The 14780-nt window shown below is 53.2% G+C and carries 13 protein-coding genes; 7 read left to right on the top strand and 6 right to left on the bottom strand.

What is annotated here, in order from left to right; translation table 11 throughout:
* Nucleotides 1-3: 3 nt before the first annotated feature.
* Nucleotides 4-213: a hypothetical protein gene (locus QPM17_RS20085; RefSeq protein ID WP_285393248.1), complete on the bottom strand. Its 210-nt coding sequence runs from the start codon at nucleotides 211-213 to the stop codon at nucleotides 4-6.
* A gap of 458 nt (nucleotides 214-671) precedes the next feature.
* Between QPM17_RS20085 and QPM17_RS20080 the strand changes: the two genes are divergently transcribed.
* Nucleotides 672-1586, top strand: a complete 915-nt coding sequence (locus QPM17_RS20080) for a pirin family protein (protein ID WP_285393246.1) — start codon at nucleotides 672-674, stop codon at nucleotides 1584-1586.
* A gap of 161 nt (nucleotides 1587-1747) precedes the next feature.
* Nucleotides 1748-2158, top strand: coding sequence for an ACT domain-containing protein (locus tag QPM17_RS20075; RefSeq protein ID WP_285393245.1), 411 nt, complete (start codon nucleotides 1748-1750; stop codon nucleotides 2156-2158).
* Nucleotides 2159-2246: 88 nt separating this feature from the next.
* Here QPM17_RS20075 and ycaC read toward each other — a convergent pair whose 3' ends face one another.
* Complete coding sequence (ycaC, locus tag QPM17_RS20070) at nucleotides 2247-2831, bottom strand: isochorismate family cysteine hydrolase YcaC (RefSeq protein WP_285393243.1); 585 nt, start codon at nucleotides 2829-2831, stop codon at nucleotides 2247-2249.
* On the opposite strand from ycaC, the gene QPM17_RS20065 reads away from it, so the two are divergent.
* The gene (locus tag QPM17_RS20065; RefSeq protein WP_285393241.1) at nucleotides 2808-3698 is read left to right on the top strand and encodes a LysR substrate-binding domain-containing protein; all 891 of its coding nucleotides are present in this window, start codon (nucleotides 2808-2810) and stop codon (nucleotides 3696-3698) included. The genes ycaC and QPM17_RS20065 overlap by 24 nt on opposite strands.
* A 578-nt stretch (nucleotides 3699-4276) precedes the next feature.
* Here the strand turns inward: QPM17_RS20065 and QPM17_RS20060 are convergent.
* Complete coding sequence (locus QPM17_RS20060; RefSeq protein WP_285393239.1) at nucleotides 4277-4762, bottom strand: hypothetical protein; 486 nt, start codon at nucleotides 4760-4762, stop codon at nucleotides 4277-4279.
* Between the two features lie 145 nt (nucleotides 4763-4907).
* Between QPM17_RS20060 and QPM17_RS20055 the strand changes: the two genes are divergently transcribed.
* Nucleotides 4908-5135, top strand: coding sequence for a hypothetical protein (locus tag QPM17_RS20055; protein WP_285393237.1), 228 nt, complete (start codon nucleotides 4908-4910; stop codon nucleotides 5133-5135).
* Between the two features lie 67 nt (nucleotides 5136-5202).
* Nucleotides 5203-7017 carry a hypothetical protein gene (locus QPM17_RS20050; protein ID WP_285393235.1) on the top strand — a complete coding sequence of 605 codons (1815 nt, stop codon included), beginning with the start codon at nucleotides 5203-5205 and terminating at the stop codon, nucleotides 7015-7017.
* A 230-nt stretch (nucleotides 7018-7247) separates the two neighbouring features.
* Here the strand turns inward: QPM17_RS20050 and ydiJ are convergent, their stop codons facing one another.
* The 3 genes from ydiJ to QPM17_RS20035 form a co-directional block, all read right to left on the bottom strand.
* Entirely contained in the window at nucleotides 7248-10319 is a 3072-nt protein-coding gene (ydiJ, locus tag QPM17_RS20045; protein ID WP_285393233.1) for a D-2-hydroxyglutarate dehydrogenase YdiJ, read from the bottom strand.
* Nucleotides 10303-11649, bottom strand: a complete 1347-nt coding sequence (locus QPM17_RS20040) for an MmgE/PrpD family protein (protein ID WP_285393231.1) — start codon at nucleotides 11647-11649, stop codon at nucleotides 10303-10305. Before QPM17_RS20040 ends, ydiJ begins: the two co-directional genes overlap by 17 nt.
* 109 nt (nucleotides 11650-11758) lie before the next feature.
* Entirely contained in the window at nucleotides 11759-12712 is a 954-nt protein-coding gene (locus QPM17_RS20035; protein WP_285393230.1) for a GlxA family transcriptional regulator, read from the bottom strand.
* Nucleotides 12713-12840: 128 nt separating this feature from the next.
* On the opposite strand from QPM17_RS20035, the gene QPM17_RS20030 reads away from it, so the two are divergent.
* Both QPM17_RS20030 and QPM17_RS20025 read left to right on the top strand, forming a co-directional pair.
* Nucleotides 12841-13731: an alpha/beta hydrolase gene (locus QPM17_RS20030; RefSeq protein ID WP_285393228.1), complete on the top strand. Its 891-nt coding sequence runs from the start codon at nucleotides 12841-12843 to the stop codon at nucleotides 13729-13731.
* Between the two features lie 51 nt (nucleotides 13732-13782).
* On the top strand, nucleotides 13783-14670 hold the full coding sequence (locus QPM17_RS20025) for an amidohydrolase family protein (RefSeq protein WP_285393226.1): 888 nt from the start codon (nucleotides 13783-13785) through the stop codon (nucleotides 14668-14670).
* Nucleotides 14671-14780 lie beyond the last annotated feature (110 nt).

Genomic DNA, 14780 nt, shown 5'->3' with positions numbered 1-14780 from the left:
CACTTACCGTTTCTGGATCTGTTCGATCAACTCGATGCGCTCGGAAGCGGTTTTCGGGTCTTCTGAGGCCGTTCCGTCAGATTCTGGGCTAAGCGCCACCAGAACAATTGCCATGATTGCAAAAAGCAGCGGGACGATAAGCCCAGCGATCTCAACGGCATCAAAAGAAATGTCCTCCGGTTCAACGGCGCTGATGTCGTTTACGTGTTCCATGATTTAGAGCCTTATGTTGCCTTGTTTACCGGTTGCGCCTCACCGAATCTGGTTAGAAGCTGTCCATGCCGCGAATATTAGGGGCAGAAGGGTAGGTAGGCAATCGGTTTAGTGGCATAACCAAGGCTTGTACCGGCTTTCACTTATTTACTATGTTGAGAAATGTAACGAACCGTTACCAGTTTCTTCTGGCAGGGCCGTTAACAACGGCCCCAGCTCAACGAAAACCTAAAAGGGAAAGAACCGCCAAAACGATAACTACGGCACCAACAATGTAGACGATATTATTCATGGGTAGATCCTTTGCACTTGGATTCTGGTTGCGCCATCATCCTTGTGACGCGTGATGTAACGTCCTGTTCAGGCAGCTCCTTCGCCTCATCTGAGTCCATAATGGACTACGGGGTTGGTTCGGTCTGTTCGTTGGCGCACTGAGTGTTAAGAAATCGGAGAGAACTGTGAGCAACGTCTTCCCAACAGCCGAACAGAAATGCGATACCTTGAAGGCGCCCTGCAAAGCAATCGAGTTATTGCTGACGCCCAGGGTGGCAGATCTTGGCGGGTTCTCTGTGCGTCGATTGTTACCGACCGCAAAGCGGAAAATGGTTGGTCCCTGGATATTCTTTGACGAGATGGGGCCTGCAACATTTCCCGCAGGCGAAGGGATTAATGTATTACCTCACCCGCATATAGGCATAGCAACCGTGACCTACCTGTTCGAGGGTGAAATACTTCACCGTGATTCGATAGGTAGTTTGCAGCCGATTCGCCCGGGCGACATCAACCTGATGGTGGCGGGCAGGGGTATTGCTCATTCGGAGCGGGAGCGACCGGAGGTAACCCGCGTTGAACACGGCCTCCACGGGCTTCAGCTCTGGCTGGCTCTGCCTGAACAGGATGAGGAAACCGAGCCTTCGTTCCAGCACTATAGTGAGCAGGAAATTCCCGAGATAGAGGTTGAGAGGGTTCCGGTACGCGTAATGATCGGCAGTGCCTGGGGAGTGACGTCGCCCGTGCGTCAGTTCGCCGATACACTTTATGCCGAAGCTTCGCTTAAGGCCGGACAGTCACTCGAATTGCCCGACGCCCCGGAGCGCGCTGTATACATCGTTCAGGGCTCGCTCGACGTAGCAGGCACAATTCTGACCACTCACAGCATGGCGATAATGTCTGCCGGCGAACGGGTATCCATCACTGCAGCGGAAGATACCCATATCGTCTTGATTGGCGGTGAACCGGTAGGTCGGCGATTTATCGAATGGAATTTCGTATCTTCCCGGAAGGACCGTATAGCCGAGGCTAAAGATGACTGGAGCCAGGGACGATTTCCGAGAGTTGCCGGGGATGAAGTGGAGTTTACTCCATTACCTTAAATTCACCGGTTCATTGATTGAAAAGTCTACTCGGGGCTCTTCAAGTGTTGCTTGTCTGCAATAGCGTCTTCTACACCAGGAAATGAAATTTTGCGCCGGACGACCCTAGAAAGTGCTAAGTTTCCATATACACAAGACCTTCGGCTAAAGGATAGTCAGAGATGAACCGAACACAGTTTCTCCAGGATTTGATCAAGCAGCTCTCGCCAAAGCTGGACCCGACGACCTATGTCTACTGCACAGTGCCGCGCGCAAAGTATGGTGAGCTGGAAAAGCTCAAGCCCATTGTCAGCATCGCCGAACTGGAAGGTCTTACCCTGGTGATTCCTCTGGAGCAGGCCCAAGCCGAGGGCCTGGACTACTACAGAGTCTTCCGCCGGATCACGCTCGAAGGGCACTCCAGTCTTGAAGCCCTGGGTCTCACGTCGGTGGTAACGAGCCTGCTGGCCGAGCGAGGCATTACCACCAATGTCATCGCAGGTTTTTATCACGACCACATGTTCGTACCCAGCGATCGAACCGACGAGGCCATGGAGGCACTGAAGGAGCTCGCCAGCAAACCCAATGGCTAACCTGTTTCCACACAAGTTGCTTAATTGAGCATCCGAACCAGTGCCTGAACCCACAATCCCTGTGGGTAGATGAGATCAGGTCAGAGTATCAACCCTGTTGAGCACCATAGCTTTGCATCAGGTTGGCATAGTGAGGAAGGTGCTTGGCCAGAATGCCGCCAAAGCCTTCAATGTCATTGCGCCAGTCGCGGTGCAACTCGCAGCCGACACTGAACCAGTTCATTAGCTGGGCGCCGGCCTGCTCCATGCGACTCCAGGATGCGTCCCGGGTCGTCTGGTTGAAGGTGCCAGAGGCATCGGTCACCACGAACACCTCGTAGCCTTCTTCCAGTGCAGACAGGGTAGGGAAGGCAACACAAACATCCGTCACAACACCGGCAATCAACAATTGTTTCTTGCCTGTGGCTTTTACAGCCTTCACGAAGTCTTCGTTGTCCCAGGCATTGATCTGGCCCGGGCGAGCGAAATAGGGCGCATCCGGGAACATTTCCTTGAGCTCCGGGACCATCGGACCGTTAGGGCCATCTTCAAAACTTGTGGTCAGGATCGTCGGAATATTGAAGAACCTGGCGATGTCAGCCAGTGCCAGGACGTTGTTCTTGAAATCGTCAGGTGAGAAATCCCGAACCAGGGATAGCAGGCCGGCCTGGTGGTCCACCATCAGCAGGGCCATGGTGGCTTTGCACCGGCGGGGCGGGCACTCGGTGTGCCGAAATCCAAGCTCAGCCGGCGAATTGCCATGCTGGAAGATCGCCTGGATACCCGACTTATCAATCGCTCTACGCGCCGATTTTCCATCACAGAACTGGGGCAGGAGTATTACCGCCATTGCATGGCAATGCTGGTGGAAGCCGAGGCGGCTCAGGAAGTGATCGACCGGTCGCGGGCGGAACCCAGGGGCGTTGTCAGAATGAGTTGCCCGCCAGGCTTGATCTACTTTCATGTTGGCCAATTGCTTGTGCGCTTCATGGCTAAATACCCGGAGGTGAAAGTAGAGATAGATGCCACCAGTCGCCGGGTTGATGTCTTGAAGGAAGGGCTCGACCTGGCTCTGCGGGTCCGATTTCCGCCACTTGAGGACAGCGGGTTAACCATGAAAGTGCTGTCAAAAAGCCCTCAGTGCCTGATGGCGTCCAGCAACTTCTTTGATAGCCACAGAAAACCGGAAAACCCCGACGAACTGGCAGATTTGCCAAGCCTGGATTTTGAACAGGCAGACGGAAAACATATCTGGTGCCTGGACGGACCGGAAGGTGCCACAGCCCAGGTGCGCCATTCGCCCAGACTTGTGACTGACGACGTATTTACGTTACGACAGGCGGCATTGGAAGGCCTCGGCGTTGTGCGAATGCCGATGATCGTAGGAGGACGGGATCTGGTTGAGGGCCGTTTGGTGAACGTCTTGCCTGGATGGCAGCCTCGCGGAGGGATACTCCATGCAGTTTTCCCATCCCGACGGGGATTGCTGCCTGCAGTCAGAGCACTGCTGGATTTTCTCGGGGAATCCATGGAGGAGGTGGACTTTTCGGTCCCTGATTGAGGCGCAGGCCCCGCACACCATCACTCCATGGGCTAAAGCCAAACCCGATTGGTCTAGCTCTGCGTCACTTGGCGAGACATCAGCCTCTCCCTATATCAATGCCCCAGAACATCGGTTTCGTTTTTCTTTGCGTTTTTCTCCTTCTTTTTTTCCTTGGCGGTTAAAAGCGGTTTCTTTTTAGTGTCTTTTTTTCTGTCCTGGCTTTTACTCATGCGGTCTGTCCACCTTTGTCTGATGCTCACGTTTTCAGCAACCAGTATGAACTCAATTTCGAGTAACTGATAGGATTTGGAGCGTGGCTCACACATTGACAATCGCTCACTCGGCCTGACACTCGTGAGGAACTTTCCAGTCAGATGAAGCTTGTGAACCCAAAGTACCCTTTGAGCGAGTAAAAGTTGAAGATATTTCGGTCCACCAAATCAAAGCCGCCAGGTTTAATGAACAAAAATTTGCTATAGAACGAACGCAAACCATCAAAAATGCAGGGCTTGAATCATTTTATCTGTCAACCCGAAAATCCTGATACGGAGAAATTTGCAAATGCCCATGATATCGGGAGCTTTCTAACTGTAGTCCTATCCAATTGGCAGGAAGCCTAAACGGAAGGCGACTGCTATAGTGATTGCAAGTCCAATACAGGTCATGATCATATATCTAAGTCTCCGCACAAACTTCGGATATCGTTTAAGGACTGCTGCTAGAAGCAAAGGGATAGGGATTACGATAAGCATATGTGCCCACCACGGTATCTCTGGTAGATATCGGTAGTCTAGATAAGCAACCCCTACCAAACTTCCGAGAAAAAGTAGCCCGGAAAAGCTTTGGTCGTTTGTAATCGCCTGCATTTGAGCCTGTTTTTTTCTGAGCGCTTTACGTTCAGCTCTAGTGAGCTTGAGGGCCGAATTATCGGCATCTCGGTTAGCGACGGTTGATGGCGTTGGAGAGAAATTGGATTTGTAGTGCTGGGCGCCCAGGCTGCTATGAGTGTTGTAGCCAACCCCGAACGCTTGACCTGTCAGGTAGTCGTTCAGCTTCCGCTGCTCACTGTCGTCATAAGGCATGGGACCGCCCTCCTCAACAGTAATTCCTCAATTTATCTTGTAGAAAGTATGTGCCCTGGTGGATGAATGCTCAACAAATGGCTAGACGGATTTCAGCTTAAAAAAACATTGATAGAAGGTGTGGCAATTTTAACGACGTAGATTAATGAGTCGAAAATTTGCAGGTCTTCATTTCGGTCACTTAAAAGTTGTTGATGCTCACTGGCTGTCTATAATCTCTTTTATCGTTGCATGTTTTCAGGTTTTTAAATCAATTAGCCGATGGGTATGTGCCACCGCCATTGGCAATGCCCTAAAGCTGAATGGGGGCTGTGATGAAATGTTTGGCGGTTATCTGGCTTACCCTTTGTACCTTCAACATATACGCCAATGAATCTCTAACCGGTGTATGGTCGGGATACTACCGGTGCGGCAATACACCGATTCGACTGGACCTCGTTTTGGATCAGCAAGATTTCCAGCTTCACGGTGTATTCCTGTTTTATCTGAGTAGTGGAGATGCACCCAGCGGCGCTTATACCCTGTCGGGGCAGGTGGATGAAAACGCTGGCACACTAGTGCTTGAACCTGGTGAATGGCAGAAACGTCCCATCGGCTTCACTGCAGTCGGCCTGAGCGGTCAATATGAGGCCAATCAGATCACTGGTACGATATCCTTCAATCAATGCGGCAACTTCCAGGTTACGAAGGACCTTGAGCGTACTGAGAAATTGTTGACGCAAGTGGAGCGGTCCCAACGTATGTGGGAAACGGCCCCGACTGCGTTGGCAGACGCCGAGAATGAAACACAACAGTGCATAGCGGTGGGCAAATGGGCTTCGAAGCTCAAAGTAGAATATCCAGACCTGGATCTGCGCCACACACCTCTCAACCAGGTTTTTCCAAAAGCCGCGCCGCTATTTTCGGATGCCGACTTCAAGCCCGTCTGGGGGCAGTCATATAAAGAGTTCAGTAAGGATGAACGCAAAGGGATTTACTACGATATCTTAGGTCCTTGCTTAAAACACCGCGAGCTGAGCGGGTATTTTGAAGGGTACAGCCACATCGTCACCCGTCCGTTTATTCTAGACCGTGGTGATTTTTCCCATTCAGAGGTGATTCTGAGAACGCGGATTATTTCTCAGCAAAGGCAGTGGTTGCATGATCAGTCGTCTGCGTTGAAGGTGTTGCCCGCAAATGAAGCGGGTTATGCTTCCTGGGAACAAACACGCGCGGCTTCTGATAAACAACTTGCGGATTTATGGCCCAGTGAACGAAAGGACTTTGAACAACGTTTGGAGACATCCATTGCGCGTCTTGCTCCAGATGTACTCACTGGCCGCGTAAATCGGGCTGTCGCCGAGGCTAAAGATTTTGCGGCGATATCACGCCTCGACCGACTACTACTAGAAGAAAACACATTACTTGCTGATTCGGTACCTCATGAGCAGTTGGTTCAACATAAAAAACTCATCGCTCGTAAACAGGAACAGCTACTTGGTTCCGAAATTTCCAGAGATCTTGAGGCACTATCCAGCATTTCGCCGGATCTAGATGGGTTGGCACAATCCACCGAGTGGTTCCGGGCTTTCCAAAGTAAATATAGGGGCTTAGATGGGGCTGGCATTTCCCAAGCCAAGCAAAAATTTCGTTTGCAGCGCCGATTTCTTCTCAAGAGTGCAAAATCCAACCTGGCTCAAAAAGTTGAAGAGCAGGAGAACGTTACGGGCCTGGATCGGCTAGTGGCTACTTATATTGGTTTGCCAGGCGATCGAAGCGAATCGGCGCTTGGTAGCGTGTGGAGCAACATTGACCAGCGTCGGCAGCAGCTTTTGAGCCAAGAACAGAAAGCAGCATTGAACAGTGCTTACTGTGCACGTTTCAAAGGGGTCGGAAAAGCTACCGAAGAGCCTTCGGATCGTGACGTGTGTGTTGCCCTGGCAACGACAATTGACCAAATGAACGCCGGTTACAAGGAGTTGGGCCGTAAATGCCGCGCCAGAGATTTTGACAACAATCCCTTAGTAGCCGTGCAATGTATGAGCCTATGTGGAGCTTCCCAGGGTCGATGCGAGTTGTCCTTTAAAATGATTCATTTCGAGAACCTCGACTGTGCTGCCGAGCCAGACCAACCCAGTTGGACATGTGATTATCACGTGCAAGTCTCTGGCAACGATGCCCTGATGAAAGAAGTGTTATCTGTTATTGCACCGAATGGTGGTTTTGGGCAGGGCCGCTTTATAAATGTGCAAGATCACTGGATCCATGTTCGCTGACTTGCGGCGCAGCGTTCGTTCCAGTTTTTGAGGGCTGCCATCCGCTTTTCAGAAACACGGTGAATGTGCTAGTAATTGACTGTGGCGGCATATCTGAGCACAACGGCCAAAGTGAAAAATGCCGCCAGGCCTTCAAATAGAGTAATCACAGGGATAATGTTCATAAGGTATAAAACCTCCAGTGGCTTTATCGTAGGGGCGTCTCTTGAGTTTTTGATGATGGTCGATCGCTAGTGGTCATGCTTATTATCGACCTCAATTATTAACTGTTCCCTGAGGTATTCCAAAGGGTGTGGAACGCGAACATTTTGCATGCGCTGTACTTGGGATCTGCAAGAATATCCGGTCGCCAAAAACACATTATTGGCTTCCGGGTCGTTGATTTTTTTGTGCCACGAAAGCTCATAGATTTTTTGGGAAGTAGCCATGTTTCGCGATTCATGGCCATAAGTACCGGCCATTCCGCAGCAACCAACGCTTTCCACGCTCAGGGAAATCCCTACGGCCGAGAAGACCCGTTGCCACTGCACCATGCTGTCACTGACATTGGTTTTTTCAGAACAGTGGCCAAGCAGGATGACGCGTTGGTGGGATTGAGGCGCTCGTTTGCGAGCAAACAGTTCCGTACGCTGGGCGAGAAATTCTTGTAAAAGCATCACAGCCGGCACGTCAGGCCCAACGTACTTACGATATTCCGAGCGAAAGGCAAGAGTCATGGAAGGGTCAATTCCTACCAGTGGGATACCGAACTGGGCGTGAGCCCTCAGTGCCTCACTATGCAACTTTGCCGTTTTTCGGAACTGTTTGAGGAACCCATGTACATGTAGCGGCTTACCATTAGGATGGAACGGTAGCAGCCAAACCCGAAAGCCCAAGTGCTGCAGGGACTCCAGGATTGCTGCGAAAGTATCTGTTTCAAAATAACTGGTAAACGCATCCTGAACGATGATCAGCGACCGCTTTCTTTCATTCTCATCCAGCTCACTCAACTCTTCTTCACAAGCCATACGTATGCCGAGTCCGGCGGCTGCTTCGAGAGGCGTTCGCTTTGCCAGCAGGGGAACATCGACCATGCCAAGCTTCCGAATAACTGCCTGAACAGGAAGCCAGTTCATCAGATTGTTATAGATTGGCCGGCAAAGGGGGTTAGCGATTAACGGAATCAGTTGTTCGAGGCGTCCGATCAGATGATCTTTGACCGGCCGAAGATATCGTCCATGGTATAGGTGAAGGAATCTTGCACGCGCCTCGGGAATGTCTACCTGGACCGGGCATTGACCGGAGCAGGATTTGCAGGAAAGACACCCATCCATGGCTTCCCGGACTTCGTTGGAAAAATCATACTGACCACGGTTTCGAGCCCTTGTGTATCGTATCCGGCTGAGGAGTACTGGCAGCGTAGGGCGTGTATCTGAGCTCGCTGCCAGCGCCTCGGTGTCAACGGCCTGCTCCCCGAGCAACCTGAGCCACTCCCGGATCAGGGACGCTCTACCTTTGGGTGAGTGCCGGCGGTCACGAGTGGCTTTCCATGACGGACACATGGCATCATCTGGATCGAAGTTGTAGCAGGCGCCGTTACCGTTGCAATTCATGGCGTCCGACTGATTGCGACGACTGGCCGTTGGTATCATACGGTCCAGTTTGCCCCTTTGTCCCGGCTCGTCCAGTCGTATCAGCGGGATGCTGGCATCGGGAGTTGCGATCTTACCGGGATTAAGCTGGTTGTAAGGATCGAAAGCTCGTTTGATGGCCTGCAATTCCGGATACAGATCTCCGAAAAATCCTGGCGCGAACTCGGAGCGGAAACCTTTACCATGCTCTCCCCAGAGCAACCCGTGGTATTTGCGGACCAGAGCAACCACTTCTTCGGTGACACGTCGGACAGTGACAATGGTCTCTGGGTCCTTAAGGTCCAGGGCCGGGCGGACATGGAGTACGCCGGCATCGACATGCCCGAACATCCCGTAGCTGAGCCCTTCACGGTCAAGGACATCGCGAAACTCACTGATAAAGTCAGCGAGATCTTCGGGAGGAACAGCGGTGTCTTCCACGAAGGCTACTGGTCGGGCTTCCCCGGATGTCTTGCCAAGGAGACCGACCGCACGCTTACGCATTTTCCAGATCTGACTGACGGCATTTTCTCCCAGGACCACCGAATACTCACAGGCACGGCTACGTTCCGGGCTATCCAGCATGTCGGTAAGCACATCTATGGCCTGACGGACCTGGTTTTCGTCGTCACCGGTATATTCAACAAGGTTTACACCACGTACCTGAGATCCTTCTCCCGCCCGGAAATAAGATGCCACTTCCTGCCAGGCAATGTCTGTCTGTGCCAGTGCGAGAACCTTACTGTCGATGGTCTCGATCGAGGCTGGTCGTGCAGTCATCAGCGTCTGCGCATCCCTCAGGGAGGCGTCGAAACTGTCGTACTGAACCACCACCATAGCCTGGTACCTCGGAATGGGTAGCAGGTTAACTTTGGCCTCGACGATGAAACCGAGGGTACCCTCCGAACCACAAAGAACGTTGTTGGCATTGATCCGCCCGGCATCATCGCGCAGGTGCGCCAGGTCGTATCCCGTAAGGCAACGGTTCAGCTTTGGAAAGTGCCTTTCGATATCCGTTCTTCGACGATCCCAGATGTCAGAGAGCGTCCGGTAGATTCCGCCCGCCAGCGTGGGTTCCCCTGAGGCCTCCTCCTCCTGGCCTGCGTCAAGCGCCCGTGTATGCAAAAGGTTTCCGTCCATCAACACGGTTTCCAGCTCCACGACATGATCGCGGGTCTTGCCGTACATGACCGACCCCTGTCCACTGGCGTCGGTATTGATCATCCCGCCAATGGTTGCCCGATTGCTGGTGGAAAGCTCCGGGGCAAAAAACAGGCCGTGGGAACTCACAGCTGCGTTGAGCTGGTCCTTGACCACGCCCGCTTCCACACGTGCCCAGCCTTCGGCGGAGTTGATCTCCAGAATCCGGTTCATGTGCCGGGACAGATCCACAACAATGCCGTCAGTCAGCGATTGACCGTTAGTGCCCGTGCCGCCTCCTCGCGGGCTGAGGACGATATCCCTCCATTCGACTTTTGATGCAAGACAACCGAGCCGCTGCACATCAGCCTTGTCCATCGGGAACACGACGGCCTGCGGCAGGACCTGATAGATGGAGTTGTCAGTCGCAAGCACTGTCCGTGTGGCAAAGTCGGGCGTCATCTCACCATGGAACCCGGAATGCTTGAGGGCGTTCAGAAAGGCGAGGTAACGGGACTGGGTCTGGTCTATGTGCTCAAGTCTCGGGAGCATGGGTGCTGATACTTTCCTTCGGTGGGATGTCTTGAATGGGGTAGCTCAGTTGCGCCAAAAGATCGGTGACCGGTCGATCGGGCAGGGCGTTTACGATGCCCTCCAGAAGATCTGCACGGGGACCAAGCGTGGGTTGGGCCAGTTCGCGGAATTTGCTGACAAGCTCGGCTCGGCTAATGGGACTGCCTGGTGTTCCCCGTGCTTCAAACCGATCGCTAATCAGTTCCCGTCCGTCGTTTAGCTGGACGGTTACAGTAGCGTAGCGCTTGGCAGGGAATTGGCGGGAGAATTCAGCTGATTCGAGAAGGCGTATTTTCGTCGCCAGTCGCGTGACCTTGCTGTTCTCAAGATCACGGGTTACTGAGTGCTGGTCAACTGAGCCACGGTAAAGGGCGCAGGCAACAGCCCAGGGCAAACTGTATTGGGCTTCCTCAGTACTTGTGGGATGGCTCGTGTGTAGCCGAATCGCCTGGTGAAAACTGGTGACGCGAACCTCCTGGATCTCGTCAGCATCGGTAATACCGGGCCGCAGTGAAAGCGATGCCTCTATGGCAGGCTGGGCCCAGTAACAAACTGGATAGCGTTTGAAATAGGTGTCCAGGAAATGCCAATGGGTTCCCAGATCGCGCCATGTGTCGGACTGCGCCATGAGCACAGCTGGAGCTCCGGTAAAGCCCGATCTGCCTAATAGTGCAGAGGCAATTCCGGTCATAGCACCCCAGCCAGAGCCATCCTTGAGCATGGTTGGGTATTCGATGCAGCGCATCATCTGGCTGCGGGGGCCGTAGAATTCTGCGATGCCCAGAGCCTCGGCCACCTGCTTTGCAGAGAGGTTCATCAGGCGAGCGGCTACGGCTGTGGCGCCAAGACAGTTCCAGGCCCCGGAGGTATGGTAATCGCAGGCGGAGTCATGAAGACTGATGCCGGCCCGGATCGCAATCTCATAACCGATGGCCAGTTCTCCCAGGAACCGACGCCCTGATAACTTGTGAATTTCGGGGAGAGAGAGCATTGCCGGCAGTATGGCGACACCGGCATGGCCCTTGGTCAGAACATGGCCGTCATGCGCATCCAGAGCGTCGATGAGCCAGCCGCCATACAAGGCCGCGCCGGTACTGGACGCAGAACCTTCGGAAAACAGGAGCGGTTGGTTGCCGGGATACTGATCCAAAACAAATTGCCTACCTATCCCGGCCAGAGTAGTGTTCGTGGCGCCTGCTGCGACGCCAATCAGATCCAGCAGACAGGTCTTAGCCAGCTCATAGACTTCGGGTGGTAATGCTGTTGAGTCAAGGCCAAGCAACTTGGCCGGTAAAGATAGGTCGGACATGGAAGGCTCTCGGTTTTATTATGCTCCCATCATTGGTGTTTATGCTGTTGTGAACAGCAAAAAAAACGACACTGGTTTGAAGAAAGGCGACAACTTCGACACAGCTTACTTAGAGCTTCTGCCTCTGTTGTCGGGGTGTTAACCCGAAACCTCTGGTATAGCAGCGGGTAAAATAGGAGGTAGAGTTGAAGCCACAGGCGGTTGCGATCTGGGTAATGCTCATAGTGGACTGCAGCAACAAGTGCTTGGCCCGCTCCAATCGAAGCTGCATATAGAAGGCGTTGGGTGTAGTGCTCAGGTAAGTCCGGAACAGCCTTTCCATCTGACGGGTCGACAGCCCCACCTTTTCGCCGATCTCGGTACAGGTCAGTATCTCCTCGGTCTGATTCTGCATGAGCTGAATAACTTTGATTAGCCGCGGATGGCTGGTGTTATGCCGGAACTGGAGCTCCATTCGCTGTTGCTCGTTTGCCGGGCGAATATGGGGGTGAATGAACTGTTCGGCGCACCCCATGGCCAGATCTCCGCCATGCTCAAGAGCAATTTTCTGGCACATCATGTCGAGACTCGCAAGGCCTCCGGAGCAGGTCATGATATTGCTATCGATTTCGTATAGCTCTCCGGTGATGTTCAGTCCGGGGAACTCTTCCTCAAAACTTTCCTTGTTCTCCCAGTGGATCGTACAGCGGTGATTTGACAACAAGCGGGCCCGGGCCAGCAAGAGGGAGCCCGTGGACGTGGCACCGAGAGCGACGCCCCTGCGCGAGAGCTGGCGCAACCACTCGAAGAGCTTCTTGTCCCGGATCTCTGTGGTGCCTATTCCCGCCACTACGATCATCATGTCGATGTCGTCTGTTTCGTCGAACTGACGGTCTGGACTTACAGGCAGTCCGTTGCTGGCCGCCACTGGCTGGTTGTCTTGAGAAAAGATGTGCCATTCATACAGTGAATTTTCACTCAACCGGTTTGCCGCGCGTAATGGCTCCAGAGCAGCGACGAACGAGAGCATGGAAAACTGGGGCACGGCCAGGAAGCCGATTTTCTGAGTTTTCGGTTCTGTCATAGAGCAGCCTGAGCGGAATGTCGCTTTCTTTATGCATAATGGCGTTTTATTAAATTTTTGTCGATCGGGATTTTCTGATGATGGGAGGTGTAATAGTTAACAACAACGCCCATTGGCAGGAACCCGACATGATCGAACAAAAAGTGAAATTCCAGAGTGACAAACTGACCCTCGACGGCGCATTCTTCAAAAGCGAAGAACACGACGATCCCGCTCTGCCCATCGTCATCGTATGTTCCGGTTTTACCGGACAGAAAAATATCCACCCAGAACGTTACGCCCGTTTCCTTTCTCGCAAGGGTTTTACAGTTTTCGGCTTCGATTATCGTGGATTTGGTGAGTCAGAGGGTGAACGTGAGCGCGTTCTTATCGAAGAGCAGGTGCGCGATATCGCCAATGCGGTTGCCATAGTTGCCGAGCGCGCGAAAAAAGAGGAGCGCAAAGTGGTACTGGCGGGCTGGGGTATGGCTGGCGGCCTGGTACTGGATGCATTTCGCATCTGCGAAGACCAGGTTGATGGCCTGATTGCCATGAATGGCTTCTTTGATGCTGTACGTGTTCAGAAGGCTCAGCGAGGCGAGCACGGATGGAAGCAGTTCCGCGCCTTCATGACTGCTGAGCGCCTCCGTCTGGCGAAAGGCGGAGAGCCCAATGGTATCGATCCATTCGAAATTTACCCGCTGGATCCTGTTAGCCGCGAATACGTCTATACCGAACTGGTAAAAGCACCCGGCTATGGTGTGACGTCCACCTTCGATTTCGCGGATTCTTTGATCAGTTTCTGTCCGGAGGCACATCTTGATGAGAGGTTTGCGCAGATTCCGTTGCTGATTGCGCATGGTGCCGAGAATGATCTGCATCCCGTCACGGAGGCCCGTTCACTTTATGCACGTTACCCCGGCCCGAAACAGCTGTTCCTGCTGGAAGGCGGTGGCCACACAGAGTGGATGCTGGACGACAATCCCAAGTTCCAGGCCTTCGCCGGTAAAATCGCCGACTGGATCACTTCCACATTCTGATAGCTCCTGCGTGGCGGCCTCTGGCCGCCGCTCTCATTTTGAGTAACCGATATGAGTTCCGAGATTCCCTTCTGTAACGCAGCTCGTACACCGGTTCGGGCGCCCGAGATGGCTGTCCCGGCCAGAAGCTGTGACACCCATGCCCATGTCTTTGCCCACCGCGCGGACTACCCTTTCGCCCTTGATCGTACTTACACACCACCAGAAGCTTCCCTTGAGGACTACCTCAAGCTACACCGAATGCTTGGTATCGATCGTGGCGTTCTGGTTCAACCCAGCGTCTATGGCACCGATAACAGCTTGCACCTGCATGCGCTCCGTCAACTCCGGGAACAAGGGCATGACTACCGCGGTGTTTGCGTGGTCGATCCTGAAATAACCATTGCTGAACTTGAAGAACTTCATGAAGCCGGGTTCCGAGGTGTGCGAATGAACCTGTTGTTTCGGGGCGGCCTACAGTGGAAGGAAGTGCTGAAGCTGGCGGATCGAATTGCCGGCATGGGCTGGCACCTTCAGTTTCTGATCAATGTCGCTGACTGTGATGACATCATGGACCGAGTCGCCGATTTGCCGGTCCCGGTGGTGTTCGACCACATGGGGCATATGCCAGCAGCTCTGGGTGTGGAGGAACCGGGGTTTCGGAAGTTGCTCAAGCTTCTGAGAGATAACAAGGCTTGGGTGAAGCTTTCAGGTAGCTATCGGGTGACCATGCAGGAGAAGTATCCCTACCCGGATGTAACAGCTATTGCCGGGGCATTGGTAGCCGCTAATCCAGACCGGTGTATCTGGGGCTCCGATTGGCCTCACCCCCATTTCTCCGGGCTGATGCCGGATGACACCGACTTGCTGGAAGACCTGCGGGTCTGGGTGAAGGACCCGGACATCCGGGAACGAATTCTGGTGTCCAACCCGTCCCGTCTGTATGACTTTGATGACTGAGGCATTGAGCAAAATGTTTCCGGGCGGCCCTGAGGAGGCTGTGTAAAAACTCAATTTACACTCTCTCCAGGCGAGCGAGCAAAATGCCTCGGACATTGTCCGGGGCATTT

The sequence above is a fragment of the Marinobacter azerbaijanicus genome (genome assembly GCF_030250645.1).
GTDB lineage: Bacteria > Pseudomonadota > Gammaproteobacteria > Pseudomonadales > Oleiphilaceae > Marinobacter > Marinobacter azerbaijanicus.
Note: the sequence above shows the minus strand (reverse complement) of the source record. Positions and strands in the feature narration are given on the sequence as shown.

Bases quoted from the DNA above. Each gene is read 5' to 3' on its own strand.
- ydiJ (WP_285393233.1), bottom strand. From the start codon at position 10,319: ATGCTCCCGAGACTTGAGCACATAGACCAGACCCAGTCCCGTTACCTC.
- QPM17_RS20075 (WP_285393245.1), top strand. From the start codon at position 1,748: ATGAACCGAACACAGTTTCTCCAGGATTTGATCAAGCAGCTCTCGCCA.
- QPM17_RS20085 (WP_285393248.1), bottom strand. From the start codon at position 213: ATGGAACACGTAAACGACATCAGCGCCGTTGAACCGGAGGACATTTCT.
- QPM17_RS20060 (WP_285393239.1), bottom strand. From the start codon at position 4,762: ATGCCTTATGACGACAGTGAGCAGCGGAAGCTGAACGACTACCTGACA.
- QPM17_RS20025 (WP_285393226.1), top strand. From the start codon at position 13,783: ATGAGTTCCGAGATTCCCTTCTGTAACGCAGCTCGTACACCGGTTCGG.
- QPM17_RS20035 (WP_285393230.1), bottom strand. From the start codon at position 12,712: ATGACAGAACCGAAAACTCAGAAAATCGGCTTCCTGGCCGTGCCCCAG.
- QPM17_RS20040 (WP_285393231.1), bottom strand. From the start codon at position 11,649: ATGTCCGACCTATCTTTACCGGCCAAGTTGCTTGGCCTTGACTCAACA.
- ycaC (WP_285393243.1), bottom strand. From the start codon at position 2,831: ATGGCCCTGCTGATGGTGGACCACCAGGCCGGCCTGCTATCCCTGGTT.
- QPM17_RS20055 (WP_285393237.1), top strand. From the start codon at position 4,908: ATGAGTCGAAAATTTGCAGGTCTTCATTTCGGTCACTTAAAAGTTGTT.
- QPM17_RS20030 (WP_285393228.1), top strand. From the start codon at position 12,841: ATGATCGAACAAAAAGTGAAATTCCAGAGTGACAAACTGACCCTCGAC.